We start from the raw sequence: 26,894 nt of genomic DNA on the forward strand, positions 1-26,894 counted from the left end.
CTTTCAGACGGTTGTTTCCCGTTCTAACCTCGAAACTTGAATAAGCTTTCAATTTAGATGAAACAACAAAAATACTAAAAAGAAAATGAATATAGTGTCATTATTTCACTTCGTTGGCTCCAGTAGAGTGTATTTTCCATGGCAATGACATTCTTGTATACGTGTTATTTACCAAATGCTAAACAAACTCAATATGTTCACGTAAAAGAATACAGTGAACAACTTGTTTAATTGTTTATTGATTCATTTCGATAATTGCAAAGCAGTTTGGCTGGTTTTGATGACTTATTACTTAATAATAAGTGAGGAGATCGAATTACATCATCTACCAGGTTTAAACTCGCGGATGATAGGGTGAAAGGAGTTTGCTTCATTGGTGAAGTCGAAATAGAGACGCATCAGCAGGCCGATGAAACGCAAATGTATCAGAGTTTCATCGGCCTGCCTTGTTGAAGTGGTATTCGAACTGAGGCTGCTAAAGAGAATATGACAGCCATATCCGTTATCGCCACGAACAGATAACAACAGTTTTAATTAAGCTGCTCTGATTGAATCTTGAACCGACTTGTTTAACACATACAACATAAGAGGCAAAGCAAATAAGATAGAGGCCAATGAGGCGAATAAGGCCGTCTGGAAATCAAAGTATTGGGCAATGAAACCAGCGATAGATGTGCCGAACATCATCCCAATCCTCATCATATTGGTGTAATAGGCTGACGCGAAGCCGCCTTTCTTCGGGAAAGCATCCTGAATAATAGTGATGCCCAACCCCACAAATACCCCATAGAACAACCCATTAAAAACTTGAAGTAAGAGCAGCAGTTGAATGGAGGTAACAAAGGGCATGAATCCGTAATAGACCATGGCGCAAAGGAGGCCAAACACCATAATTTGGCCTTTGCCATACCTCTCAGACAGCTTTGCCGCATATAACATGACAGGAATTTCGAACAGCGCGGTGAGACCTAATAAAAAGCCGGGGAAATACAAAGGTATGTTCAGCTCTTGAGTTAGGTACAACGGCATTGCGGTCAGATAAACATGGTTTGCTAAATTTCCTAAAAAGATAACAAGGCCAAGAAGAAAGGCGATCATGGTTACAGGCGACTTCTGTCTATCCGATGTTAATGAAGCCTGAGTGGTTTGATTAAACGAAGGAAGATATTTTGCTGTTATGATGATAACTAAAATAGACAAGACAAAAGCGATGTAAAAGTTGGTCTGATAGCCCCAAGTATCAGCGACAACAAATGCGAGTGCAGGGCCGATAATCCATACGACGGACACCCCAGATCGCATTTGAGTGTTAAGGCTCGTTATGTTTTTGCCTGCTTGATCTGCGTATCGTTTAATCATCGATAGGATTAATGGGATACAAGCATTTCCGGGTCCCATAAGAATAATGCCTACCATGAGTGCTTGCCATGGCTCAGTGATAAAAGAAAAGCAGACTGCGGAAACAAGGATACATACCATAGAGGTTAAGAATAGCCATCGATCGTTCACCCCCCTATCTGATAACGAACCAAACCATTGACTAAACATCATGCCTGATAGTGCGAAACTGACGCTATAATACGCAATAAAAGAGGGACTTGCGCCAATGTCACCTACCAAAAAAACGCTCATTATAGGTAGAATAAATGCATAGGCAGTTGCCGTTAAGCTATTTACTACAAATAACTTTCCAGAAACACCGCTAAGTAAGCTTTTCATTTTTGATTCCTCATCAAAAATTATTTCGGGAGAATAGAGGTCAGCTTCTCAGATGATAGCTTTGCTTTACTCAATAAAAATACAGGCCAAGCGCCTGAGTAGGGACTGTTATAAAGGTAGAAATTGTCAATGTGTATAAAGTGGTTGGGGTACAGGGAGCGACGAATAATCTCAGCCCCGACTTTGAAAGAATAATCGGTCACATACTGCCCGTCATGATCGCGTTTTGTGCTGTGTATCTGTACCACGAGCGATTGTGTCGAGTCAGGACAATAAAAACTGACTTGCGATCCTTCACGGCATTGATGATAAATGGTCGGCCATTGCTCAATATTTTCTTTAACAAAGAAACAGATACCATCGGGAATAGTGAAGTTAAAAGAACCTTGAGAAAAATAGAGGTTTTTCCTGAGGATAGAGCCCTGTGGAAACTGGTAGTTAACCTGGATGGTATCGCCAAATAATTCTATGTTTATGATGGGTTCTGGTAAGTCCCAACATATTTTTTGCGTTTTGCTTTCATAGCTTAAAACTAAGTCGCTATCGCACTGTGTTAACTCTAATTTCCCAACGACGGGGTGAGTTATGGAGAAGTTTTTCGCATAGTATCTCATATATTAAATAACTGGTGAAAAAGCATTCACCAGTTCCTTGTATTAAGCGTTCTCTAAAAGTGCCTTTTTTTCATTGAGGAGTGACAAAGTATCATTGAAAGTTGATATGACATTAAATTCTTCCCATTCCAGGCGAATCTTCATTTCTTTATAAATTTGTTCAGATATATCAATAACTTTTATTGAGTCCAAGCCTAGTTCAAAAACGGTCATGTCACGATCAATATTGTCCAACTGAGACACATCCATCCATATTGCTAATAAACGTTCTTCCATTATTTTTCCTTTTTTACTGTAAACAGGGCGCTGCCCCAAAAATACAAGCCGGTACTGATGACGCCGACTTTTTGACCTTCATGATTGATGTCACTTTTATTCATATAATCGTTGAGATTTATTAAGGTGTCACAAGTGTACGCGTGGCCAAATCTTTGGATATTCTCTTTGAATATAAGAGATTCATTGATATTTATAGCGGTAGCAATTTGACGAAGAGCGCTATAGCTGAAGTTGTGGCATATGACTTGGTTAATATCATTAACAGTGACCTTGTTTTCCGTCAACATCTGCCCAAATACGGAAGATATGCCAGTTAAATATCGGTCATGAATACTCTTATCCAAGCTATTGTCGTTAGGGTTGATCATATCGGCATCGGTCAAGTGTGTTTTGATGTTTTGTCCGCTGACGGTCAGCGGTAACCCTAGATCACTCCGAGTTGACAATACACAAGATGCCGCTGCATCACTATTAATGGCTAAATTTTTGAACCTTGTTGATTCATCAAGAACTCTATCTGTGAACACCATCAGAATGGTTTGATGTCGCCCAGAATGAATATATTGAGTCGCAATATCCAATGCCGCGAAAAAGTTATTGCACTGGGATAGATAAACCCCCAGTGGGTACACTTTTTCTAGGCCCACATTGGTTAAGCAGCGGGCAATTTCTTTGTCAATGGCATCACCATGGCGGTCACCAAAAGTACTCGAAGAATATATGACCAAATCAATATCTTTGGGGGATAAATTGGATTTTTCTAAGCTTTGCTCAATCGATTTTTGGGCAATTTCTCCCAATGTTCGCTCGGTTTTATAGTAAGTGCCAAAGCCCATAGTACGAAGAAATAACTGACTCTTTCGATCTGAGCAGAGACTGATGTTGTCCTCCAAGTTTATGCAGGTTTCACCAAGCTCATAGCCGATACAGCCAAAATTAATAGTTTTCGTCATTTTAAATATACTCTTTCTTCATCAATACTTTATCTCGCTTGCCATTCTGAGTTAGTGGGAGTTTATCCATAAACACAAACCTTTTCGGAAGCATATAAATGGGCAATGAAGTCGATAGTTGCCGGCGTATCTCTCTGCTGTTCGTCTCTTTGGTGACAACAAAAGCAACAAGCTTTGTTTCTGTTCCTTCGGTATGAGCGATAACGCAGGCGTCTGTCGCTGCTGTATGCTGTAACAAAGCTTTCTCTATTTCAGGGAGTTCAATCCGATATCCATTGATTTTGACTTGGTCGTCGGTACGCCCATTAAAGACCAGCTCCCCGTCTTCTCTCTTAAGTACCAGATCGCCGGTTTTGTAGTATCTGTTAGAGCCACCTTCGGTAATAAATGTCTTACGATCTTTTTCATCATCAAGGTATCTCAAAGCGAGGTGAGGGCCACTGACAATGAGTTCTTGGTCAGATTTACCGTGCGGGATAGTGTCTATATTTGCGTAGGCAAGTGCTTTGCCGATCGGGACATGGGTCATATCGCAATCTAAGTACTTATCAGCCCAGCACCACGTTACCTGAATTGACGCTTCAACAGGGCCATATAGATTGATGGCTCGAGCAGGGCTATGGGAAAAGGTGGTGTGAAAGCTCCTGACTAAATCTAACTCGAGCGGTTCGCCACAAAACATCAGCACTTTCAATGATCTTAGAGCGTCGCTTAGATCATAAAATGGCAGGATTTGTTTCATCAGTGACGGAACAGACTGCCAAACGGTTATCTTGTGTTTATTAAGCCAAGGTATTATTGATAGGGGATCCCTGACGGTACTTTGTGGTGCAACAACAAGCGTTGCTCCAGACACAAGCCCTAGCAACAATTCGCCAAGTGACAAGTCAAAGCTATGGTTTGTGGTTAAGGCAACTCGGTCACCTTGAGTAACATTGAAACATTCTTGAATTCCATTAAACCAAGCTTGGTAGCCCAAATGACCGAGTTCAACTCCTTTGGGTTTACCCGTAGAGCCAGATGTAAAGAATACAACGGCGGGCGTGTGAGGGTGCAGTTTAGGGAGAGCTACTGAAGGTTGACTTCCTATATTTTCCGAGGAGTCAAACTGATAAGTCAACTGGGGAATATTAAGTGCGTCTGAAAGTTCCTTAGCACGAATACTGTTGCGGAAATCGTTTATTATCAGCCTAGGTGACGCGTCATTAAATATGCTTCGAACGCGTTCCATTGGAACTTTAGGTTCGATGGGGATATAGGCCCCACCTGCATATTGTATTGCTAATATTGCAATGACCATATCAGCACTCCCATCTGATAATACCATTGCTCTTTTTTCATCTGTATTATTAAAATACTCAAAAATAGAGTGGGCTAATTGTGTTACAGCGATCTTAAGCTCTCGATACGTCAAACTTATCTCATCGTCAACAACGGCAATAGCGTCTGGCGTAATATCACCATGTAATAATATAGCCTCTACAGGGATACACTCTTTATTGAGCGGTAGCATAATTATTTCTTTCCTTGGTCTAATAGTTTTTCTGTCAATAATGTTTGATTAATGACAACTTAAAATATTATCTACTTAAGATTTTTCCTTCTATTTATTGATAGAAAGATTAATTTTCCATTGGGTCTTGGTGTTGTTTCTATTAATAGTTGATTTGTTGTTTATGGTTAAAAAACATTATTGATATGTTATTTTTATGATGATATTAATAATATAAAATCAAGTCAAGGTGGATTTTTAGTGATTAAAATGAGTAAGTCTAAGTTTTTTTATCCATATGAGCAGTACCCTAAATTAGAAAGTCCTAATTGTTTTCTTGCTACTTTATCTTGCTTTATTAGCAAGCATTACATGGTCAATAACTTAGATCTAGCTCATTTAGAGCATGAGTTTTATTTATTTAATAATGATGATTTTGGTATTAGCGACATCCGATCAAACATGTCTATTCAACCTAATTGGGATATGTCCAGTACAGAGTCTGTACTTTCCCATCGTGTTGTAAAAAATATAAGTTCACGTTACGGATACAGTGTAAGTCGCTTAAAAATAGTTGATTTTCAGGATTTGGAAAGTGTTCTTTTATCAGAGGACTACCATGTGATGAGTGTAGTCGACCCATTTTTTATTGAAGAAAGCCCATATTTTAATAAATATCACTCTTTTAGTGTTTGCATCATCAATGGTAAAGACTTTAACAACTCAACGTATAGCTTTATAGAGAGGAAACACCAACAATCTAAAATTTCTTTTGACGATTTTGAAAATAACTTTAACTATTTCTTTGAGAATTTTGGTCATTTGGATGTGTATATCGTCAATAGAGAAGATACGGACTTTCATATTGATGATATCAATTTAAGTGATGACCTCTCTAGGATAGTTGAGAACTTAAACTCATCAAAACCTAACCATGGCTTAAATGCTATTAATAATTTTACTTCTCAGTATAAAAATTTACTGATAAACGATATTCCATTCTTAGTTCCATGGACAGAGAGGTGTTTTGGCGAGCGTCATGCCAATGCTCTTTTTTTCCGAGCCTTGCTCAACAAGCAGCACGCCCTCGCAAGTTATTTCATAGAGGAAGTTGAAGAAATTATTAAATGCTATGAAGAATTGGCTGATTTGTGGCGAACCTTTGAGATGTTTCATAGTTTTTCGGTTAGTCAGGGTTCAGTTCAAATTCTTTATCGGAATATTCCTATTTTGGAAGAAATATGCATCAAGGAATCATTGGTTGCCAAGAAAATGCATGACTTCCAACAGAAAATCAAACAACAAACAACATACAAATAGAGGCTTAAATGTACACGAACGAAGTAGCAATCATTGTGAAGAAGGCATTAGTTAATTTACCCGCTTCCGAGAAGTTGTCCTATGCAGATAATTTATATGATCTAGGAATGACATCACTTATGTCGGTTAACCTAATGGTTGAACTTGAGGAACATTTCAACTTTCATTTCCCTCACACAGCACTAAACATTGAGACATTTCAGTCTATCGAAACCATAAATGCTGCTATCAGCGTCATACTTTCCGAATAGCTAAGGTGTCTAACTATGGTTTATCACGCTTTAAACGCCTTAAAACAGGCCCAAGATCAAATTCTCCTTTTGGCTGAACAGGCTGAGCAAGATCGAATGTTTCCTAGAGACATCGTCGGCATTATGGAAAAAACCAATGCATGGCGCTCTATCTACCCAATAGAGGTTGGGGGAGAATGCGAGAGCCCAGATGAATTGGTCGAGATGTGGCAACAGTGCGCTTACATCGACGGTTCATTTGGTTGGTTAGCGATTGCTCATGTTTTAGCTGCCGCGCATTGCAGTGTTTATTTGCCCAATGAAGGCTTTGAGGAAGTCTTTTCGAACAAAGGCCAAACGTTGATCGCTGGTCAATATCAACCCAACGGTCGAGGCTATGTTGAGGAGGCTGGCTACCGCTTGACTGGACGATGGTCGTTTGGCAGTGGCATTCACCTAGCGGAGTGGGTCGTTGCTGGGTTCATACAAGTGGATAACGCAAGCGTCATAAAAACGGATACCGGTGAGCCTGAGGTGATGATTGCTGTTATACCCATCGAGGAAGTGGAAATCTTTGGTGATTGGCAGACGACAGGCCTAAAAGGGACAGGAAGCATCAACTACAGTGTTAACGACATCTTTGTTCCCCATGATCGTTGTTTCAAGTTTGACTCTGGTGAAGCAAAAAGAGGTAGCAGTCTTTATCGCATGGGAATATTGCCTCTTTCTGCGCTCTCACATGGTTGTTGGGCTTTAGGAATGACGAATCGAGTTCTGACTGAACTCAAACAGCTGGGAAAGAAAATTGTGCGGGCAAATGAAAAGTTACCTTTGGCATCTAAAGATGGCTTCAAAGAGGACTGGGCTCGCATTAAGGCACGAGCATTAGCGTCGGAAGCATTATTAGTGTCCGCCGCTCGTTTAGCGAAAGACCATCTACAAACGCATTCGACCCTAACTGAAGTCTTAGTCGAAAAGGTCAGGCTCGCAGCGACATTTGCCAATGAAATGTGTGCAGAGGCTGGGGAAATTGCTTACAAAAACCTCGGTGCTTCCGCTATTTCCGAGCGTAACAATATTGAAAGAGTGCTGCGTGATATCCAAACGGGTCGCCAGCATATGATGATAAGTCCTCAAAGTTACATCGATGTCACTACGCTAAATTTTGCACGTACCGACCAAGGTGAGACTAGAAATGGGTAAACTTGCAATAGTCGGATACTCATGTGAGCTGGCTGGTGCAGAAGATGTAAGTTCCCTATGGAACTTACTGACTGAAAGTGCCTCCGCTTTTACAGAGATACCGAAAGACAGGTGGCCTTTAGAGGGCTTTTTTAGTACATCCAGATATGAACAAAACAGAAGTGTCTCTAAATGGATGGCCCCCATCGATCTTGCTCGAGCGCAGAGTCGTTCAAAAGCACGCCTAACCTCCACTGAAAAAGCACAGCTCGATCCGCAGCAATGGTTGTTATTTGATCATGTTGAAAGGGCGATGGAATGTGCTGGTGTTGATGCCTCCTACTTAGCGCAATACATCGTCTCTGTCTCGGTGGGCGCTATGGTTGTGGATAATCTCTTTGACAAGCTTGACGGCACACAAGTTATCGGGCCGGAGACAACACTAGGTAACTTCCAAGCATTATTAGCCAACCGAATCAGTTCAGAATTTGGCTTTAGGGGCGAGAGCAAAACCATTAATACCGCTTGCAGTGCGTCATTCATGGCTTTGAGTGATGCTGAACGTTTGCTTGCTTTGAATAGGGCAGAATTCGCCATCGTTGCTGCTGCCAATCTCAACTTGCATCCGATGAAGTATCTTTCATTCTCCAAAGCGGGCATGTTGTCGAGAAAAGGGAAATGCACGCCATTTTCAATTGACGCTGATGGTTATGTTCCGGGGGATGGTGTGGCCGCATTACTGGTTACCACTATTGAGCGGGCCACTGACCTAGGGTTGCCTATTTTTGCCGTGATAGATAGCGTTATTGGTAACCATAACGGGAACCGCACTCCTTCAATTACGGCCCCTAGTGTCGATGCCCAAGTAGAGCTACTTAGAGACAGTCTTACAATGGCAGAAGTTGAGCCGGAGTCGATCTCTTATATTGAGGCGCACGGAACAGGCACTTCGCTGGGGGACCCCATTGAGGTAGATGCACTGTCTCGAGTATTCAGTCACAGTGATGTAGGCAGTATCAAAGGGGTGGTTGGGCATACCGAATCAGTCGCGGGTCTAGCAGGCATCATCAAGGTTATTTTGATGCTGCAGAATAAAGTGATACCGGCGAATTCTTGGATTGAAACCTTGAACCCTCTGGTCTTTGAAAGAAAGAGGAAGCTGAACTTTCCGACTGAAAATAAGCGTTGGCAACAAGTAAAGGGCGTTCGACGGGCTGCGGTAAGCTCATTTGGTTTTGGTGGCGCTAATGGCCATGTTATTTTGTCTGAAGCCAATGCAACAAGCAGCAAAAAAAATCCTCTCCCTTTAAGCGATGGATACTACATTGGCTTTAGTCCGAATTTGGTGCAAAAAAATATCGCACATGCTCGTAAGATTTGTGGCGGTTTTAGTGATGAGAGCGGTCGGCCTCGTTATGCGAAAAAAGTGCTGGGAAGTGCCGTAGAAGAGGTGCAATTCTCGTCTAATCTCAATACGGTCTTTGCTTATGACTATCTCAATCACTTATCCCTGTTTAAATCGTTAAATCGACCTTATGTGATCGTCGAAGATGACGAAGAGGTAACCGAAGATGTGATGAATCACCTCAATGTTGGGATGATGTACATCAGTGACAGCAACAAGGTTTGGAGGTTAAGTCAGCGTTTTTTCAATCGGATTGAAGGGGTGCAAAACGCAATAGAGTCACTGCCATCAGAATGGGTTGAAAATGCTCAGGCGCTAGAAAAGCAACAATTTACCTATAAAGTATTGATGACCAAATGGCGTAAAGCATGTGGTGCGGAACATACCCACTTAGCATACGTGTTTGCAGCATTAGAGCTGTATGAAAAATGGGGTTTATCCAGTGATCACATTTCATCACCATTAAAAACGATCTACCTCATCATTAAAGAGGGGATTGTGAAGCCTGAGCGCCTGCTCGATTTACTCAATGATATCCCGTCATTCATCAAGCTCATTGCTAACGGCTACCTAGAGTTGTTACTGGAATCAAAGACTATATCAAAGGTTTTATTCAGTGAAATCAGTTCGAAGGATGGAACTTACATTGATATAGAGCTTGATATTGGAAACAAGCCCCAACTATCCGAAGGTGGCGATCATGATCACCATATTATAAAGAGTTGGTTGGATGGGCATGACATTCATTGGGATAAGATACCTGAGAAATATTTGACTTCAATCACCTTTACTTAACGGATACTACAGTGATTAAAACGGTTCATAAATATTTGGAGGAGTCGGCGAGACTCTTCCCTAATAAAATTGCAGTTCAATATAATGACTTACATTATCAAGAAACCATTACTTACCAAGAATTAGATGGATTTACTAACAAGTATAGTCAATATATTCGCAGTCTAGGTGTATTTAAGCAACAAGCCGTCGCTATTTTTATGCCTAAAAAGATTGCTGCTATAAAGGCAATGTTCTCTATACTTAAGTCTGGTAATGTATATGTACCATTGGATGTTAATTCACCTAAATCGCGATTAAATGCGATAGTTGAGTCAGCAAAAATTAAAGTTATTATAGTAAATAATGATAGTTTTAAACTGGCAGTTAAACTATTTTCCGAAATAAAAAGTGTAAGAGTCATTAATATAGAAGAAGAGATTTCTATATCTGATATTGGAACGTGTCCACCTCGACAAGCGATATCAGTTGACTTAGCTTATATATTATTTACATCAGGTTCTACAGGCACTCCCAAAGGCGTTATGATCCCGCATAAAGCAATCAATGACTATATCGAATGGTGCGTCGAAACGTATCAATTGAGCAGTAGAGATAATATTGCTAATCATGCCCCTCTTTATTTTGATAACTCTACCTTTGATATCTACACGGCAATGAAGGTCGGCGCTACGTTACATCTAGTTCCCGATAGCATAAATCAGATGGTTCCGAGCCTGATTCCGTGGTTAGAAGAATCGGAAATTAGCGTTTTCTTTTGCGTCCCTTCGGTTCTTTCAATGTTGAAGCAAACACGCAGAGTACGTCCGGGTATCCTTCTCAACTTGAAGCAACTCCTTTGTGCTGGTGAAGTTCTCGCTCCGAGAGTACTGCGAACTTGGATGCAGTGTCTCCCTCATGTTCGGTTTGTAAATATGTATGGTCCCACTGAAATAACCGTAGACTGTACCTATCACATTTTTGATGAAATACCGGATGAGCAAACTAAGCACTTACCGATTGGAAAAGCGCGCGCCAACATGGATCTATTTGTTCTTACCGATGAAGGCGAGCTGACTCAATCCCCAGGTGAGAGAGGTGAGTTGGTGGTAAGAGGTGAATCTGTATCTTATGGTTATTTGGCGAATGATTTACAAACAAAATCTTCTTTTATCCAAAATCCTGAGCATGACTTATACCCCGATAAGCTTTATAAAACTGGCGATGTGGTTGAAATAGATAAGGATGATATTTTTTACTTCATCGGAAGGAAAGATAGTCAGGTAAAGTATTTAGGTCATCGTATTGAGTTAGGTGAAATTGAAGCAACGATAGCCAATCTTGAAGAGGTTTCTGAGGTGGTGGTTATTTTTAGCCCTCAAGATAATTCACTCGAGGATCTGCTTGGCTGCGTTATAAAGTTAAAAGAAGACGGTGACTTTGAATATATCAGTCATCGTATTAGAGAGTCTTTACCAAAATATATGCACCCTAACAAAATCATTCTGATTAGCGATGAATTACCGAGGACGCCAAATGGCAAGTTTGATCGCGCCAAAATCAGTAAATTTTTTGATAATTAATGCAGGGAAGATAATATGAACTCAATAATAACACCATCACAATATCTATTTGGAATGTGGAAAGACCTGTGTGGTGGAACGAGTGTTTGTAGCGCCGTTAAAATATCTCTATCAAGGTCATGCGATTCATCGACGTTTTTAACCGCTTACAAGCATTTCTATGATGCCGCTAAGAGTTTGCACTTTGATATTAACCTCGGAAACGATAGCTACGGTCAGATGAATTTTGTTGACAGCGTCTCAGATGGCTCTTACTTATCTTGTTACGAGTACTCACAGGCTGCGGTAAATGACGTGAACGACTTTGTTGAGTCCGAAGTGAATGCTCTACTGTGTATGTCTTTAGGGATATCTTCTCACAATAATCATTTTTTGCGCGTTGTTCAGATGAATGATCGTGATGTGTTGGTGTTTCTTGTCGTTGAACATCTATATGCAGACGGAATTAGCGTGGATAACTTGCTCAATTGCTATTTGCAGCAGTTGGACTGTGTCATTGGTTCTAAGTCGCCCCAAATCAGCACAAAGCCAGACCACAACCTGATGGACTATCAACAGTATCAGGAGACACTCAATCGTTTTGCGATTGATTACAGCAAGTCGATGATGACCAAAAGATACTTTTGGTCACCTGAAGAGAAGCATTTAGGCCATTTAGTGGGGCGGTATAAAATGATGTCTTCATTGATTCCAGCCCAAAATCTTCAGAAAATCACTACGGTTGTTGCTCGACATGAGGTGTCGCTTTTCTCGTACATGGCATCGTGCTTTGCTAAGGCATTTTTTAAGACCAATCAAGATGAATCGGAGTTATTGCTTCAGATCCCGACCCATGGCCGTAGTTATGCAGATAAAACGATTCCAAAATCGCAAGTCGGTTGCTTTGCTCAATCTTTCTTACTTCACTTTGAGCGCGAGAAGGTCGAGATTTCTGAATCATTTGAGGTAGAGAGGCGAGTTAACGAGCACACCACCAAGTGTACGCTTAATGAGGTCGATCAAGTCACAGCAAGACGTAATGCTAAATCTCTTGCTAGCAGTAATATCAAATCCAAAATCTCAGATGAAGAATTTGCAATGACGCTACGACGTGGCATGCCGACGAATATCTACTTCTCATTTTATGGTGCATCTGGCATCGACAATCATCAACCTAACTTGCAGGTATCAAGCTGTTACTTGGGAACCACGAATTTATCTGGGGGGCTTGATGTTATGTCTGTCTTGACACCAAATGGCCTCGTCATTTCGTTCAATTACGACTCAAGATTTTTTAGCCAGCATGTCATCACAGAATTCTGCAATATGTTCAGACATCAATTGCTCAGCGACCTTGATAATGTCGATCTGATTAAGCGCACAGGAAAAGTTAAGGTTGATCAGCGAAAAGAGAGTGAACAATTAATCGAAATTATCAATGCATTCTCTCTTGACCCTATCACAGTAGACGATGGGGATTGTCACTTGGAGATTGATCTTGGATTAGATTCACTTTCTAAAACCCAAATTCTGTCACGCACGATTGCTGCTCTTGAGCTCAATCAAGAAGATATTTGTAGAGAGCGTTTTTATACATCATCGACGCTTAACGAGTGGTTTGCCCTTTTTTTTCGTGAAGAGATAGGTGCATGATCGTTCGTCGTATTAGGGATGAGGATGGGCCTACTTACGTCTTGCTTCCAGGATACATGTTCGATACTTGGAGCTTGGACAAATTAGCGTCCAAGCTGTCTAATTCAAGTGTCATCATCGTCGAACATACAACGAACAATACTGCCGTTTGTCTATCCTTGTGGGCTGAGGAATTAAATCATCTGCTATCAACTCTGGGAGTAGAAAAATACTATTTGATAGGTTATTCAATGGGGGGATGGTTGGCTCAATACTATGCTCAAGCGTACCCAGATAATATAGAAGGGCTCATTTTATGTGGTACCTGCTGGGCCAATGATTTTTCAAAGTTTTCTGCCACGAATTGGATTGATTTCCTTGATTATCTGTATTCGTTAGAGCGACATACATTCGTCAAAGTATCACTGTGGAACTCATTATCATGTGTCAGTAAAAACGATCAAGCGTACTTGTCTGAAGTTCAGAGTTTAATCAACTCGAACTTTCCTAGATATCAAGATTGTTTGTATCAGATAAAGTTAATGACATTGCTGGTCAATCGAGGCTTAAAGTCGAGCTTTGTTGAGAAAACTCTGGTGCTTTATTCCCATCATGATCGAGTGATACCAGCCCCATTGTCACGTAACCTGGTGAAACATTACTCCGTAGTGGACACATACAGTCTTGATGGCGGCCATTTGTTTGTTCATGAGCATGCGGCCGAGTGTTCGAGAATTATTGAAAGGTGGGTTGGTGCTGTTTGAGTCGAGCAGTGGCCAAGCAACGGTTTTGGAGAACGCAAAAGACCGAGCCTGTGCTCGGTCTTTGTCATTAGAACAATGTCACTAGAACAGTGTTATTTAAACGATGTTATTTGAACAGATTCTCTGCACGCACTGGCGCACTAAAAAGAAAGCCTTGCCCATAGACGCAGTCATGTTCGCATAAATATTGCGCTTGTTCTTCGGTTTCAATGCCTTCCGCGATCACTTTGAGTGACAGGCTTTTACCCATAGCGATGATGGCATTAACAATCGCATTGCTGTCGGTGTCACCGGGTAGGTCGCTAACAAAAGATCGGTCGATTTTCAGTTTGTTGATGGGTAAGCCTTTTAAGTACGACAGTGATGAGTAACCTGTGCCAAAATCATCAAGAGAAATTTCAATACCGAGTTCACGTAGCGAGTTCAATGAGGCGATCGCTTGCTGTGGGTCTATCAAAAGGAAGCTTTCAGTGATCTCCAGCTCCAACCGGTATGTCGGGAATTTGGTCTCTTGGAGAATTCCCTCCAATTTGCTGATGAAGTTTGATTGTTGTAACTGGAGAGCCGAAACGTTGACCGCAAGCTTGCCAAATTCAATGCCATCATCCAGCCATGCGCGGCCTTGCAAACAGGCTTGTTCCAATACCCATTTGCCAATGTTTTTAATCAGGCCTGTTTTTTCTGCAATCGGGATAAAGTCAGCCGGAGATATCATACCAAGATCAGGGTGTTGCCAACGCAAAAGTGCTTCTACGCCGACAAGTTCGTTGGCACTTAAGTTGTATTGCGGCTGATAAACTAGGTGCAATTGATTCTTCTCAATTGCCTCGTGTAGGGCCGATTGTATCCGCACATGAGACACGGATTTGTCCGTTAAATCTGGCGAGTAAAACGCGTAGCCATTACGGCCATTTTTCTTCGCCAAGTACATGGCAGTGTCGGCGTTTTTGAGTAATGTTTCACTGTCTTGGCCATCTTGCGGGTAACGCGCCACACCTATGCTGGTGGAAATGCGTAAAGACTCGTTGTTGCTGACTTCAAAAGGATGGTTAAACAGAGAAAGAATGTCTTCAATGGTGTCGATAAGCTGCGACTCAGAGTCTATATTCGGCAATACAACAACGAACTCGTCACCACCGATACGCGCAACATGCGCACGTAAATGCAACACATCTTGCAGGCGTTCGCCGAGCTTAGTCAGCAGTTGGTCACCACAAAAATGGCCCATACTGTCGTTGATGTGCTTGAAATGATCGAGGTCGAGGAATAGGGTCGCAAAGATGTGCTGATTTTTGTGACCATTTTCAATGTGCTGCTCGAGAAGGTTGATCAAGTGGGTGCGATTAGGAAGATTGGTCAATGGATCGTAAAACGCCATGCGTTGTAGCTTTTCTTCGTGCGTTTTTCGTACTGAGATATCTTCAAATACACAGATGTAGTTAATCAGTTGGTCTTTATCGTCCATTACCGCGCTGATCGTAGCGAGTTGTGGGTAAATGCTGCCATCTTTTTTACGGTTGATGAACTCACCCTTCCATTGCCCTTTGCTTTCTAATTGACGCCAGAGTTGCTTGTAAAACTGACTGTCATGATGCCCCGAGCGCAGGATGTTGGGGTTTTTGCCGATCACCTCTTCTGCTGTATAACCGGTAATGTGAGTGAAGGCTCCGTTCACATCGAGAATATTGGCCTTACGATCAGTGATTACCATACCTTCGTGAGAGTTGTCGAAGATTTTTGACGCCAATGAAAGCTGAGCTTCCACCATTTTTCGGCGCGTCACATTACGCGTCATGCCCAGAATACCAACTAACTCACCAGTTCGATTACGGATTGGCGACTTGATGGTTTCCAACCAAGTTGGGTTTTTATTGTCATCAATTAAGGTGCATTCTTCGACCGTATTCTGGCTGCCTGTCGCGATCACCAATTGGTCAGTATCGATGAACTTTCTTGCACGGCGACTGCTGAACAACTCGAAGTCATTTTTGCCGACAATGTCACTACCGGCCATTTGCCACGATTCTTCAACGCTGCGGTTGGTCATTGCGTAGCGCCCATCGGTGCTTTTTATCCAAGTGTGGTCTTCTAAGCAATCGATGAATTCTTGCAGTGATGGCAGTAGCTCCGCCAGTTGGACATCGTGACGTTTCTGTTCTCGATAGTAAGTCTGCGAAACATCAAAGCTGATGCGTCCTGTTAATGCACTCAACCAACCGGAAATGACGGCATCTTGTGCCGTTGGATGGATCAACACGAGTGCAGCAAACAGTTCGCCGCTCGGTAGCCATATTGGGCAGTAACTCAAAGTTTGGTCTTGAAAGGGCGTTTGTTCAACAACCAGTCGAGGGTAGGTAAAGCGTTCAGTGGCGTAGTCGAGAATCACCAAGATATCACGACTATATTGCGACGAAGTGGTCACCTCACTTAAACGCCATTGGCGAGTGTAGCTGAACGTATAAAGCTGACCGTGTGCCTGAGTAACATCACAGCACTGCTGAAGAGCTTGTTTCCAGCCTGTCATTAAAGCAGGGGAGATAGCGAAGCGAAACATAATTAATAAAGCATCCTGACGCGCCCTTGGATTTTAATAGTGAACATTTGACGAGAAGTAGATATTGGGCTTTGACTGTATCGTATCCAAAGCCTAGATAAATCCAAGTAAGGAAGGTTCCATTAATCAGAAAAACTGTTATCTGGTTCTCTTTTTCATTAATTCTGTCTCACTTTTGCAATGGATTTGGGTGTCGTCACTGAGTGTTTTTTGCTGGTTTTTGTTTCTTGTTAAACGTCACTTGCTGAATGACTAAGCCGCTGATGATTAGAACTAAACCAATCAATGTGGATGGGTGAATGTCTTCGTCAATAATAGTGGCAAGAAGTATCAGCGAGATGAATGGTGAGGCGAAAATCAGATTGCTGATTCGTGCTGTGTTCTCTGTGAGTTTGAGTGCTGTGAGCCACAATACAAAGGTTATCCCCATCTCAAATAGACCGACATACGTCACGGCAGCCCAACCTTTCGCTGTGATTTTCGACCAGCTTGCACCTTCATAAATGCTTAAGCCAATCGCAAAGGGAATTGCGACCAGAAAGCCCAGTAGTACGCCTATGACTGGGTCGGCTTGGTGTTTGGTATTCAAAATCCAGTAACTTGCCCAAAGCAAAGTCGATAGCAGTGCTAACGCCACACCAAGCGGACTTTCGAATTCCATTCCTAACACGTCGCCTTTGGTCGCAATCACGATGACGCCAAGGTAACTGAAGCTACCTGCAATCCAATCTTTACGACGAATGCTCTGACCCAAGAAAACCGCCGCCATCATGGTGAGTGTGATCGCCCAGCTGTAGTTGATTGCCTGCGCTTGGGAAGCGGGTAATAAATCATAAGCTTTAAATAAGATAAGGTAGTAGGCCAATGGATTAATGAATCCAAGCAGTAAGTAGTACCAAGGGTTGGAGAAAAAAGTCGAGCTGATCTGATTGAGTTTCTCTTGCACGCCACACACAGTGATAAGTGCGATGGCTGAGACTACACTCGCAACAGTCAGCATCTGGATGGGGGTGAATTCCGCCAAGGTCAATTTAAATGCAGTTGCGACTGTTGACCAAAGTAATACCGCTGATAGCCCAAACCCTAGGGCGCGACGCTCGTTCATGATGCCTCTGTGTGATGATACACCGCTCATGGTATTGGTTAGAGCTGGTGTGAGAATGTTGCAAGTATCGCCTAGTGTATGCGAGGATTTTTTACCCAACAAACTGGACATCTATCCAGTATGTAAATACCATTATTAGAGATAAAAAACATAGGCTAACACGCTATTATGCAATGGATTCTTGAGCATCAATCTCTTATTTTGTCTTCTGTTTTGACTGCGACCGTCAGCGGTGTTGCAGTGGGTTGGTGGGTCAAACAACGCTTTGCCACACAGATTCAGTTGCTCGAACAACAGCGTTACTCTGAAAAACAGCTTTATCAACAACAACTTGAACAAGTGAAGCAAAATCTCGCCGAAGCGCAGCAAGAATTAGATGAACTCGATGACGAGCGCGACAAAGCGGCATTTGAGGTGCGCCAAACCCACGGTAAATTAATGGCCGCGATGGAAAAACTGCGTTACTTCGAAGCCGTGAAGCAAGAGCGCCAGCAGTATTTTGATGAGCTGGGAAAAATGCGTGAACACAAATCGCGTCTTGAAACTCAGCTTGGTGAGCAGCAGGCGCGTCATGAGCAAATCAATCAAGCCAATGCGGATAAACTGCAAATCCTTGAGCAAGCTGAAACGCGTTTAAAGCAGCAATTCGAGCATTTAGCGAATCAATTATTCGAAGAGAAAACGGCCAAAGTTGACGTGCAAAACCGTCAGAGCTTAGAAGGCTTGCTTTCTCCGCTGAAAGAGCAGTTGGAAGGGTTCAAAAAACAAGTTAACGACAGTTTTAGTCAAGAAGCAAAAGAGCGGCATACCCTTGTACATGAGTTGAAAAGCCTGCAACGCTTGAATGAACACATGACCCGAGAAGCGGTCAACTTGACCCAAGCCCTGAAAGGCGACAACAAACAACAAGGTAATTGGGGGGAAGTGGTTCTGGCTCGTGTACTGGCGGAATCTGGCTTGCGTGAAGGGCACGAATACCAAACCCAGGTGAGCCTGCAAAATGAGGCGGGAAAACGCTACCAACCGGATGTGATTGTTTACTTACCGCAAAACAAGCAAGTGGTGGTCGATTCGAAAATGGCGTTGGTGGCTTATGAGCGTTACTTCAATGCAGAGAACGACATTCAGCGTGAGCAGGCGCTGAGCGATCATCTTGCTGCGCTGCGTGCACATATCAAAGGGTTGAGTCTCAAGGATTACCATCAGTTAAAAGGCATTCAGAGCTTAGACTACGTACTGATGTTTATCCCGGTTGAACCTGCATTTCAAGTTGCGATCCAGGCAGATCCGAGCTTGGTTAAAGATGCGATGGAGCAAAATATCATTTTAGTCAGTCCGACTACTTTGCTGGTGGCACTTCGTACGATTGACAACTTGTGGCGTAACGAACGTCAAAATGAAAACGCCCAATTAATTGCTGAACGCGCGGCTAAGTTGTACGACAAACTGCGCTTATTTGTTGATGACATGGAAGGGCTTGGCGGCGCATTGGACAAAGCCAATCAAACGTACCAAGGCGCGATGAATAAACTGGCAACAGGGCGTGGTAATGTTATCCGCCAAGCAGAAAGCTTCAGGCAACTTGGGGTTGAGGTAAAACGGCCGATTTCTCCTGATCTTGCTCAGTTGGCACAGACGGAGTCATTTTCGGAAAATGCATCTTTAGTAGAAAGACATCCGGCTGAGGATAAAGTAAACTAATCCCCAGCAGTACAGTGGGCTCACCTATTTTTCAGCAACTGCCCCGTAGCGAGAAAGTGCTGCCCAAGAGGAATCAGAATGACGGACACAAGTGTGCAATCAAATACAGCGTTAGATAACGACACTACCCACTTTGGCTTTACCACAGTGGCAAAAGATGAAAAAGTGACCAAGGTTGCCGAAGTTTTTCACTCAGTGGCAGCGAAATACGACATCATGAATGACTTGATGTCAGGCGGTGTTCACCGTCTTTGGAAGCGATTCACTATTGATTGCAGTGGCGCTCGTCCAGGTCAACGAGTTCTTGACCTAGGTGGTGGTACTGGCGACCTGACAGCAAAATTCTCACGCATTGTGGGTGAACAGGGTCATGTGATCCTAGCGGATATCAACAATTCAATGCTGAATGTCGGTCGTGATAAGCTGCGTGACAACGGTATTGTCGGTAACGTGCATTACGTTCAAGCGAATGCAGAAGAGCTGCCATTTCCTGATAATTACTTTGATATCATTACCATCAGCTTCTGTTTGCGTAATGTCACCGATAAAGACAAAGCATTGCGTTCTATGTTCCGTGTATTGAAGCCTGGTGGTCGTCTGTTGGTGCTTGAGTTCTCAAAACCAGTTCTTGAGCCACTATCTAAAGTGTACGATGCGTATTCGTTCCACCTATTACCAAAAATGGGGGAGCTAGTGGCAAACGACGCAGACAGCTATCGTTACCTAGCAGAATCTATCCGTATGCACCCAGACCAGAAAACACTGGAAGGTATGATGCAAGATGCGGGGTTTGAAAACACCAAATACTTTAATCTAACGGGTGGCATTGTAGCGCTGCACCGCGGCTACAAATTCTAAGGATAAGCGGCATGCCATTTGAACCACTTATCACTGCCGTTATAGAAACGACGCTAAATACGCTAGTAAAAGACGAGCCTGAATTGGTTCGTCGTTTGTCGCGTCTTAAAGGTCAGGTGATTCAAATTCATCTGAAAGAAATCAATAAGACACTGACATTTATCTTCAGCCAGCAAATTGATGTTTTAGGTAACTACGAAGGTCAGCCAGATTGTTATTTATCATTGAATCTGAGCGTGTTGCCTGAGCTGCGTGATCAAGCCAACATCACTCGCCTTATTAAGCAAGGTAAGCTTGAGCTTGAAGGTGATATCCAATTAGCACAGAAATTCTCTCAATTGATGGTGGATTGTAAACCAGATGTCGAAGAGTGGTTGTCTCGTGTGACGGGCGATGTCGTAGCACATACTGTTGTGCAAGGCAGCAAAAATGTCGGTGGCTTCTTCGTTTCTCAAGCCGAAAAACACCAACGCCATCTTGCTCAAGTGGTCACAGAAGAATGGAAATTGGCGCCAGCACCGTTGGAAATCACTCATTTTTGTGACCAAGTGGATGACGTTCGCAGTCAAGCTTCACGTGTTGAAGCGCGCTTAAACGCATTATTCAACAAATTCAATTCGGATAAGCCTACGCTGGAGAACTCATGACACCAGCAGAAATAAAACGCTTATACCACATCATTAAAGTTCAGCTTGAATACGGTTTGGATGAGTTGTTGCCCGATCATCAACTGACCAAAGCACCACTTTTAATGCGCAAAAGCCTAATTTGGATTAAGAACAAGCACCCAGAGAAACCGCTGGGTGAGCGTTTGCGTCTGGCTCTACAAGAGCTGGGGCCAGTTTGGATTAAGTTTGGTCAGATGATGTCGACTCGCCGTGATCTTTTCCCTCCGCATATCGCTGATCCTCTTGCGCTTTTACAAGACCAAGTTGCACCATTTGATGGTCAGTTAGCGAAGGAGCAAATGGAACTCGCTCTGGGCGGACCGTTAGAAAACTGGTTTACTGACTTTGATATCAAACCGTTAGCGTCTGCGTCGATTGCTCAAGTGCATACGGCGCGTCTAAAAGACACTGGTCAAGAGGTGGTTCTCAAGGTTATCAGACCAGATATTCGCCCAGTTATTGACTCAGATCTAAAACTGATGCATCGATTGGCGCGTATAGTCGCTAGTTCGATGGCTGAAGCTCGTCGTCTAAAACCCGTAGAAGTGGTTCGTGAGTACGAGAAAACCTTACTTGATGAACTCGATTTGCGACGCGAGGCTGCGAATGCCATTCAGCTGCGTCGCAACTTTGAAGGCAGTGAAGAGCTTTACGTACCAGAAGTTTTTCCCGATTTTAGCAATGAAACTGTCATGGTTTCTGAGCGAATATATGGCATCCAAGTCTCTGATATTGAAGGCTTGGAAGCGAACGGTACCAACATGAAATTGCTCGCGGAACGCGGCGTGAGTGTATTCTTCACCCAGGTGTTCCGAGATAGCTTTTTTCATGCCGACATGCATCCGGGTAACGTGTTTGTCAAACCGGAGCACCCAGAGAATCCAATGTGGATTGGGTTGGATTGCGGGATTGTTGGTACGCTAAATAGTGAAGACAAACGTTATTTGGCGGAAAACTTCCTTGCTTTCTTCAATCGTGATTACCGCCGCGTAGCGGAATTGCATGTTGACTCAGGGTGGGTGCCTGCCGATACCAATGTCGATGAATTTGAATTTGCGATTCGCATTGTGTGTGAGCCAATCTTTGCTAAACCACTTTGTGAAATCTCTTTCGGTCACGTATTGTTAAACCTGTTCAATACCGCACGTCGATTTAACATGGAGGTACAACCGCAGCTTGTATTACTGCAAAAAACGCTGTTGTACGTTGAGGGGCTTGGTCGCCAGTTGTACCCGCAACTTGATTTGTGGGAGACCGCGAAGCCGTTTCTTGAAGAGTGGATGATGAATCAAGTCGGCCCGCAAGCTTTGGTCAATGCGATCAAAGACCGCGCACCGTTTTGGGCAGAGAAGTTACCGGAACTGCCGGAGCTGCTTTACGATAGCCTGAGACAAGGCAAAGCCATGAACCAACGCATGGATCAGCTTTATCAAGGTTACCGTCACAGTAAGCGCCAGCAGGCGACAGGAAAGTTTTTGTTTGGTGTGGGTGCTACGTTAGTCGTATGCTCGGCAATACTAGTGGATAACACATATGAACAGTTATCAATTGCCAGCGGTATGATGGGGTTCACATTTTGGGTGCTTAGTTGGCGGGCTTATCGTCAATAGGCATTAAACTCTTGAAGTTATTCTATTTAAAGACTTGAGGTAAAGAAATGGGTGGTATCAGTGTTTGGCAGCTTCTAATTGTTGCCGTTATTGTTGTATTGTTGTTCGGCACTAAGAAATTACGCGGTATTGGTGGTGACTTGGGTGGTGCTGTAAAAGGGTTCAAAAAAGCAATGAGCGAAGATGAGCCAGCAAAAAAAGAAGACAAAGACGCAGACTTCGAACCAAAAAGTTTAGAAGAGCAGCAAAAGAAAGAAGCGGCTTCCGAATCCAAAAAAGACAAAGAGCAGGCGTAAAACGTGTTTGATATCGGTTTTTGGGAACTGGTATTAATATCTGTTGTTGGTCTGGTTGTTCTTGGCCCAGAGCGTTTGCCGCACGCTATCCGTAGTGTCTCTCGTTTTATTGGAGCGGCGAAAAGTATGGCGAACAGCGTCAAAGACGAGTTGTCACACGAGCTGAAAGTTCAAGAACTGCAAGAAAACTTACGCAAAGCTGAGCAAATGGGGATGGATGAGTTGTCTCCTGAGCTAAAGTCTTCAGTGGATGAACTGAAGAAAGCGGCGCAATCTGTAAACCGCCCTTACGCGGAACCAAGCAATTCAGAAGCAGAGCCTAAACAAGAGGTTCATGCAACTGAAAGCGTTGAGAAAGCGGAAGAGATTAAGGTTACAGTGACAGATAAGAAAGCCGAATAGTCTCATTTGGAGGAGCGATGAGTGATTAGTTGCTCCTTTTTGATCCGTTTTCAAAAAAGAGGTTTGCCATGTCTACCGTCGAGCAGACACAACCTTTAATTAGTCATTTATTAGAACTTCGCAACCGATTACTCAAAGCCATTGCTGCGATATTGGTCGTGTTTGTTGGACTAATTTACTTCTCTAACCACATCTACGAGTTTGTCTCAGCGCCTTTGGTAGAACGTCTGCCAGAAGGTGCGACTATGATTGCAACGGATGTGGCATCACCGTTTTTCACGCCTTTGAAATTAACCTTAATTGCTTCGGTGTTTGTTGCGGTGCCGTTTATCTTGTATCAAGTATGGGCTTTTATTGCTCCGGGTTTGTACAAGCATGAACGTCGATTGGTCATGCCATTGCTATTTTCAAGCTCACTCTTGTTCTACTGCGGTGTGGCGTTTGCCTATTTTGTCGTATTTCCGTTGGTGTTTGGCTTCTTTACCGCTATCTCTCTTGGTGGGGTTGAGTTCGCAACTGACATTTCGAGTTACCTCGACTTTGTCATGGCGCTGTTTATGGCGTTTGGTATCGCGTTTGAGGTGCCTGTTGCGATTATCTTACTCTGTTGGACTGGGGCCACTACGACACAAGACTTAAAAGAGAAGCGTCCATATATCGTTGTGTGTGCGTTTATCTTCGGCATGCTTTTGACGCCACCGGATATGATCTCGCAAACCTTACTTGCCATCCCTATGTGTTTGCTGTTTGAGGTTGGTTTGTTCTTTGCGCGTTTCTATACCAGTAGAGATGAAGAAGAGCAGGCGGAAGAGTAAAACGACGCCATAACTCAGCATAAAAAAGTGGCTCATGGAGCCGCTTTTTTGTTTTTGTCGTCTATCGAAGTTTAATTCGGTGGCCGCATTTAGAGCAGATGTATACCTCTTTAATTCCGATCAATCTCTGAAACCAACGACGGTGTTGACGCTGTAAATAAATACCATGTTTACACATTGTAAGCCCATTCTTTATTGTTTTATCAGCCAGTGCACATTCTATGTGATAATATGCATCTATATCAATAGTTAGGCGATATAGTTTCTCTGTTAAATATGGGCTTGGTTCCAGTTAGAGGTAGGGGAGTGTTTCGGTACTATTTCAAATCGAATAAGTGCTCTGCATTGTTAGTTGTCAAGGTATCAATCGTACCAATGTTTTCTCCACGTAGTTCTGCGACACGCGCGGCCACTAAAGATGTGTAAGCAGGCTCGTTACGTTTGCCACGATGCGGCACAGGCGCAAGGTAAGGACAGTCAGTCTCTAGAATGACCCAATTCATGTCCAGATGAGGGATAACTTTATCCATACCGCCATTTTTAAATGTAGAAACGCCACCCAAGCCTAAATGAAATCCTAATTCGTTGATCGCTCGCGCTTCTTCTAGACAGCCGCCAAAGCAGTGGAATACACCGCGTAAGCGACCGTCTTGTTCTTGGCGAAGTAAAGTGAGTGTTTCGTCTATCGAATCACGTGTGTGGATGACGACAGGTAAATCCATCTCTTTTGCCCAGTTTAACTGAGTCACAAATGCCATTTCTTGTTCTGCTCGGAAAGTTTTATCCCAATACAGGTCGATACCGATTTCACCCACTGCAATGAAGTTATGCTTATCAAACCAACCACGAATGATGGCCAGTGTTTGTTCGACATTGCCGTCGACATAACAAGGGTGCAGGCCCATCATTGAACGGCAAATTTCAGGGTAAGCGGCTTCGGTTTTTAACATAGGTTCAATAGAATCAAGATCGATGTTTGGTAGCAGAATTCGATCTATGCCTTGTTCTCGGGCGCGCTTCACTACTTGGTCGCGGTCTTCATCAAATTCGCTAGCGTAAATATGAGCGTGAGTATCGATCATGATTGGTCTCTATGGTTTATCGGTGTACGTCATTAGTAGGAAGTATACTCGAGTGTGAGTGCGGGGTCATTTTCGGTTTTTTTCATGCCGTTTTTCCATATTGCTGCCCGCAAGGTCCATCAAGAGTGATATGATTTTGCCATCAGATGATTTGATCATCCTAACCTTCCAGACAAGGAGAAAGTGGTGTCTGTATCCATTCAAGGTCCATTCCCAGCACGCCGTATGCGTCGTATGCGTAAGCACGATTTTAGTCGTCGTCTGATGGCTGAAAATCAAGTATCAGTCAACGATCTGATTTATCCAATGTTCATTTTGATGGGCAAAGATCGTCGCGAAAGTGTTGAATCGATGCCAGGTGTAGAGCGTTTGTCGATTGATTTAATGCTAGAAGAAGCCCAATACCTAGCAAACCTGGGTGTTCCAGCAATCGCGCTTTTCCCTGTTGTAAACCAAGATGCCAAAAGTTTATGTGCTGCTGAAGCTTACAATCCTGAAGGTTTGGTTCAGCGCGCAGTACGTGAATTGAAAGAGCATGTGCCTCAAATCGGTGTTATCACAGACGTAGCACTTGACCCATTCACCACTCACGGTCAAGACGGCATCATTGATGAAGACGGCTATGTGATGAATGATGAAACCATTGAAGTACTTGTAAAACAAGCGCTGTCTCATGCTGAAGCGGGGGCAGATGTGGTTGCTCCATCAGATATGATGGATGGTCGTATTGGTGAAATCCGTGAAGCTTTAGAACAAGCGGGTCACATCCATACTCAAATCATGGCATATTCTGCGAAATACGCATCAAACTACTACGGTCCATTCCGTGATGCGGTTGGTTCATCGTCGAACCTAAAAGGTGGCAACAAGAAAAACTACCAAATGGATCCTGCGAATAGCGATGAAGCCCTGCATGAAGTGGCACTAGACATCAATGAAGGTGCGGATATGGTAATGGTTAAGCCCGGTATGCCTTACCTTGATGTCGTTCGCCGTGTGAAGACTGAGCTTCAAGTTCCAACGTTTGCTTATCAAGTGTCTGGTGAGTACGCGATGCACAAGGCTGCCATCATGAATGGTTGGCTGAAGGAGCGTGAGACTGTGATGGAATCTCTGCTTTGCTTCAAACGCGCAGGGGCCGATGGCGTTCTGACTTACTTTGCGAAAGATGTGGCGGAATGGTTAGCAGAAGAAAACGCACAAACTGCAGAGCACTTATTGAAAGCGCAGCAAGCGACAGACGAATAATTATCGCTTAATGAAAAAGCCAGGTCGACAATGGTTGTTGGTCTGAATATACCCAAGTACCCTCAAGATGGAAGATAAACGGCTTGAAGTAACTTGGGTATATTTGTTTCTGGAGAGTAGGACAATGACAATGCTGATTCGTGAGGGAACGCTGGAAGAAGCGATCCAGGTGGCGGTTCGTGTTACCGAGTTTGCTCGTGGTGAGACGGTTGAATCTATGGCGCAGCGCCTAAGAGGGAGAAAAAGTCTCATTTTAGTGGCCGAGAAAACGGGAGCGATCCTTGGCTTTAAAATCGGTTACGAACTCGATGATCATACTTTCTACAGTTGGTTCGGTGGTGTGGCTCCAGAAGCTCGTAACGAAGGTGTCGCGCAGATGTTGTTAGAAGCACAAGAAGGTTGGGTGGCTGAACAAGGTTACAAAACCTTAAAAGTGAAATCACGCAATCAATTTTCTGCCATGCTTCGTCTACTGTTGAGAAATGAATATATCATTGAAAAATTAGAAGAAAAACAAAACTTGCGAGATTCTCGAGTGCACTTTATCAAAGCGTTATAAAAATAAATGAGATTTTTTCTCATTTAGTTGTTGACTGTTAAATGATAATCATTATTATTAACCCTGTCTT

At 43.1% G+C, this 26,894-nt stretch carries 24 protein-coding genes; 16 read left to right on the forward strand and 8 right to left on the reverse strand.

Going from position 1 to position 26,894, the window contains the following annotated elements:
* Nucleotides 1-534 precede the first annotated feature (534 nt).
* From AND4_RS10090 to AND4_RS10110, 5 genes are read right to left on the reverse strand one after another with little or no spacing between them, the layout of a single operon-like run.
* Nucleotides 535-1,719: a sugar efflux transporter gene (locus tag AND4_RS10090; RefSeq protein ID WP_009842859.1), complete on the reverse strand. Its 1,185-nt coding sequence runs from the start codon at nucleotides 1,717-1,719 to the stop codon at nucleotides 535-537.
* A gap of 20 nt (nucleotides 1,720-1,739) precedes the next feature.
* Nucleotides 1,740-2,333, reverse strand: coding sequence for a hypothetical protein (locus AND4_RS10095; RefSeq protein ID WP_043991600.1), 594 nt, complete (start codon nucleotides 2,331-2,333; stop codon nucleotides 1,740-1,742).
* Between the two features lie 42 nt (nucleotides 2,334-2,375).
* Entirely contained in the window at nucleotides 2,376-2,609 is a 234-nt protein-coding gene (locus AND4_RS10100) for a phosphopantetheine-binding protein (RefSeq protein WP_009842861.1), read from the reverse strand.
* On the reverse strand, nucleotides 2,609-3,565 hold the full coding sequence (locus AND4_RS10105) for a 3-oxoacyl-[acyl-carrier-protein] synthase III C-terminal domain-containing protein (protein WP_009842862.1): 957 nt from the start codon (nucleotides 3,563-3,565) through the stop codon (nucleotides 2,609-2,611). Before AND4_RS10105 ends, AND4_RS10100 begins: the two co-directional genes overlap by 1 nt.
* A 1-nt stretch (nucleotide 3,566) precedes the next feature.
* A complete protein-coding gene (locus AND4_RS10110) occupies nucleotides 3,567-5,078 on the reverse strand; it encodes an amino acid adenylation domain-containing protein (RefSeq protein WP_009842863.1) in 1,512 nt (503 codons plus the stop codon).
* A gap of 249 nt (nucleotides 5,079-5,327) precedes the next feature.
* Here AND4_RS10110 and AND4_RS10115 point away from each other — a divergent pair, with 249 nt between their 5' ends.
* The 7 genes from AND4_RS10115 to AND4_RS10145 are packed head-to-tail and all read left to right on the forward strand — an operon-like array spanning nucleotide 5,328 to nucleotide 13,926.
* Nucleotides 5,328-6,377: a hypothetical protein gene (locus tag AND4_RS10115; protein ID WP_144017050.1), complete on the forward strand. Its 1,050-nt coding sequence runs from the start codon at nucleotides 5,328-5,330 to the stop codon at nucleotides 6,375-6,377.
* Nucleotides 6,378-6,385: 8 nt separating this feature from the next.
* Nucleotides 6,386-6,628 (forward strand): phosphopantetheine-binding protein, encoded by a 243-nt coding sequence (locus tag AND4_RS10120; protein WP_009842865.1) that lies wholly within the window; start codon nucleotides 6,386-6,388, stop codon nucleotides 6,626-6,628.
* Between the two features lie 15 nt (nucleotides 6,629-6,643).
* A complete protein-coding gene (locus tag AND4_RS10125; protein ID WP_009842866.1) occupies nucleotides 6,644-7,810 on the forward strand; it encodes an acyl-CoA dehydrogenase family protein in 1,167 nt (388 codons plus the stop codon).
* Nucleotides 7,803-9,989 (forward strand): polyketide synthase, encoded by a 2,187-nt coding sequence (locus AND4_RS10130; protein WP_009842867.1) that lies wholly within the window; start codon nucleotides 7,803-7,805, stop codon nucleotides 9,987-9,989. Before AND4_RS10125 ends, AND4_RS10130 begins: the two co-directional genes overlap by 8 nt.
* An 11-nt stretch (nucleotides 9,990-10,000) precedes the next feature.
* Entirely contained in the window at nucleotides 10,001-11,551 is a 1,551-nt protein-coding gene (locus tag AND4_RS10135; RefSeq protein WP_009842868.1) for an amino acid adenylation domain-containing protein, read from the forward strand.
* Between the two features lie 15 nt (nucleotides 11,552-11,566).
* Complete coding sequence (locus AND4_RS10140; protein WP_144017051.1) at nucleotides 11,567-13,183, forward strand: hypothetical protein; 1,617 nt, start codon at nucleotides 11,567-11,569, stop codon at nucleotides 13,181-13,183.
* Complete coding sequence (locus tag AND4_RS10145; protein ID WP_009842870.1) at nucleotides 13,180-13,926, forward strand: alpha/beta hydrolase; 747 nt, start codon at nucleotides 13,180-13,182, stop codon at nucleotides 13,924-13,926. Before AND4_RS10140 ends, AND4_RS10145 begins: the two co-directional genes overlap by 4 nt.
* A gap of 106 nt (nucleotides 13,927-14,032) precedes the next feature.
* Here AND4_RS10145 and AND4_RS10150 read toward each other — a convergent pair whose 3' ends face one another.
* Both AND4_RS10150 and AND4_RS10155 read right to left on the reverse strand, forming a co-directional pair.
* Entirely contained in the window at nucleotides 14,033-16,480 is a 2,448-nt protein-coding gene (locus AND4_RS10150; RefSeq protein WP_009842871.1) for a GGDEF and EAL domain-containing protein, read from the reverse strand.
* Between the two features lie 196 nt (nucleotides 16,481-16,676).
* Nucleotides 16,677-17,585, reverse strand: a complete 909-nt coding sequence (locus AND4_RS10155; RefSeq protein ID WP_043991603.1) for a DMT family transporter — start codon at nucleotides 17,583-17,585, stop codon at nucleotides 16,677-16,679.
* Between the two features lie 168 nt (nucleotides 17,586-17,753).
* Here AND4_RS10155 and rmuC point away from each other — a divergent pair, with 168 nt between their 5' ends.
* The 7 genes from rmuC (at nucleotide 17,754) to tatC (ending at nucleotide 23,935) form a co-directional block, all read left to right on the forward strand.
* A complete protein-coding gene (gene rmuC / locus AND4_RS10160) occupies nucleotides 17,754-19,286 on the forward strand; it encodes a DNA recombination protein RmuC (protein ID WP_009842873.1) in 1,533 nt (510 codons plus the stop codon).
* Between the two features lie 78 nt (nucleotides 19,287-19,364).
* The gene (gene ubiE, locus AND4_RS10165; RefSeq protein ID WP_009842874.1) at nucleotides 19,365-20,144 is read left to right on the forward strand and encodes a bifunctional demethylmenaquinone methyltransferase/2-methoxy-6-polyprenyl-1,4-benzoquinol methylase UbiE; all 780 of its coding nucleotides are present in this window, start codon (nucleotides 19,365-19,367) and stop codon (nucleotides 20,142-20,144) included.
* 11 nt (nucleotides 20,145-20,155) lie between these two features.
* Nucleotides 20,156-20,791 (forward strand): SCP2 domain-containing protein, encoded by a 636-nt coding sequence (locus tag AND4_RS10170; protein WP_009842875.1) that lies wholly within the window; start codon nucleotides 20,156-20,158, stop codon nucleotides 20,789-20,791.
* Nucleotides 20,788-22,422, forward strand: a complete 1,635-nt coding sequence (gene ubiB, locus AND4_RS10175) for a ubiquinone biosynthesis regulatory protein kinase UbiB (RefSeq protein ID WP_009842876.1) — start codon at nucleotides 20,788-20,790, stop codon at nucleotides 22,420-22,422. The genes AND4_RS10170 and ubiB overlap by 4 nt, the downstream gene beginning before the upstream one ends.
* A gap of 47 nt (nucleotides 22,423-22,469) precedes the next feature.
* On the forward strand, nucleotides 22,470-22,718 hold the full coding sequence (gene tatA / locus AND4_RS10180; protein ID WP_009842877.1) for a Sec-independent protein translocase subunit TatA: 249 nt from the start codon (nucleotides 22,470-22,472) through the stop codon (nucleotides 22,716-22,718).
* A gap of 3 nt (nucleotides 22,719-22,721) precedes the next feature.
* Nucleotides 22,722-23,120: a Sec-independent protein translocase protein TatB gene (tatB, locus tag AND4_RS10185; RefSeq protein WP_009842878.1), complete on the forward strand. Its 399-nt coding sequence runs from the start codon at nucleotides 22,722-22,724 to the stop codon at nucleotides 23,118-23,120.
* 68 nt (nucleotides 23,121-23,188) lie between these two features.
* Nucleotides 23,189-23,935, forward strand: coding sequence for a twin-arginine translocase subunit TatC (gene tatC, locus AND4_RS10190; RefSeq protein WP_009842879.1), 747 nt, complete (start codon nucleotides 23,189-23,191; stop codon nucleotides 23,933-23,935).
* Between the two features lie 317 nt (nucleotides 23,936-24,252).
* On the opposite strand, the gene AND4_RS10195 is transcribed toward tatC, so the two are convergent.
* On the reverse strand, nucleotides 24,253-25,017 hold the full coding sequence (locus tag AND4_RS10195) for a TatD family hydrolase (protein WP_009842880.1): 765 nt from the start codon (nucleotides 25,015-25,017) through the stop codon (nucleotides 24,253-24,255).
* Nucleotides 25,018-25,203: 186 nt separating this feature from the next.
* On the opposite strand from AND4_RS10195, the gene hemB reads away from it, so the two are divergent.
* Entirely contained in the window at nucleotides 25,204-26,265 is a 1,062-nt protein-coding gene (gene hemB, locus AND4_RS10200) for a porphobilinogen synthase (protein ID WP_009842882.1), read from the forward strand.
* A 124-nt stretch (nucleotides 26,266-26,389) separates the two neighbouring features.
* Entirely contained in the window at nucleotides 26,390-26,824 is a 435-nt protein-coding gene (locus AND4_RS10205; protein WP_009842883.1) for a GNAT family N-acetyltransferase, read from the forward strand.
* Nucleotides 26,825-26,894 lie beyond the last annotated feature (70 nt).

The sequence above is a fragment of the Vibrio sp. AND4 genome (assembly GCF_000171815.1).
GTDB lineage: Bacteria > Pseudomonadota > Gammaproteobacteria > Enterobacterales > Vibrionaceae > Vibrio.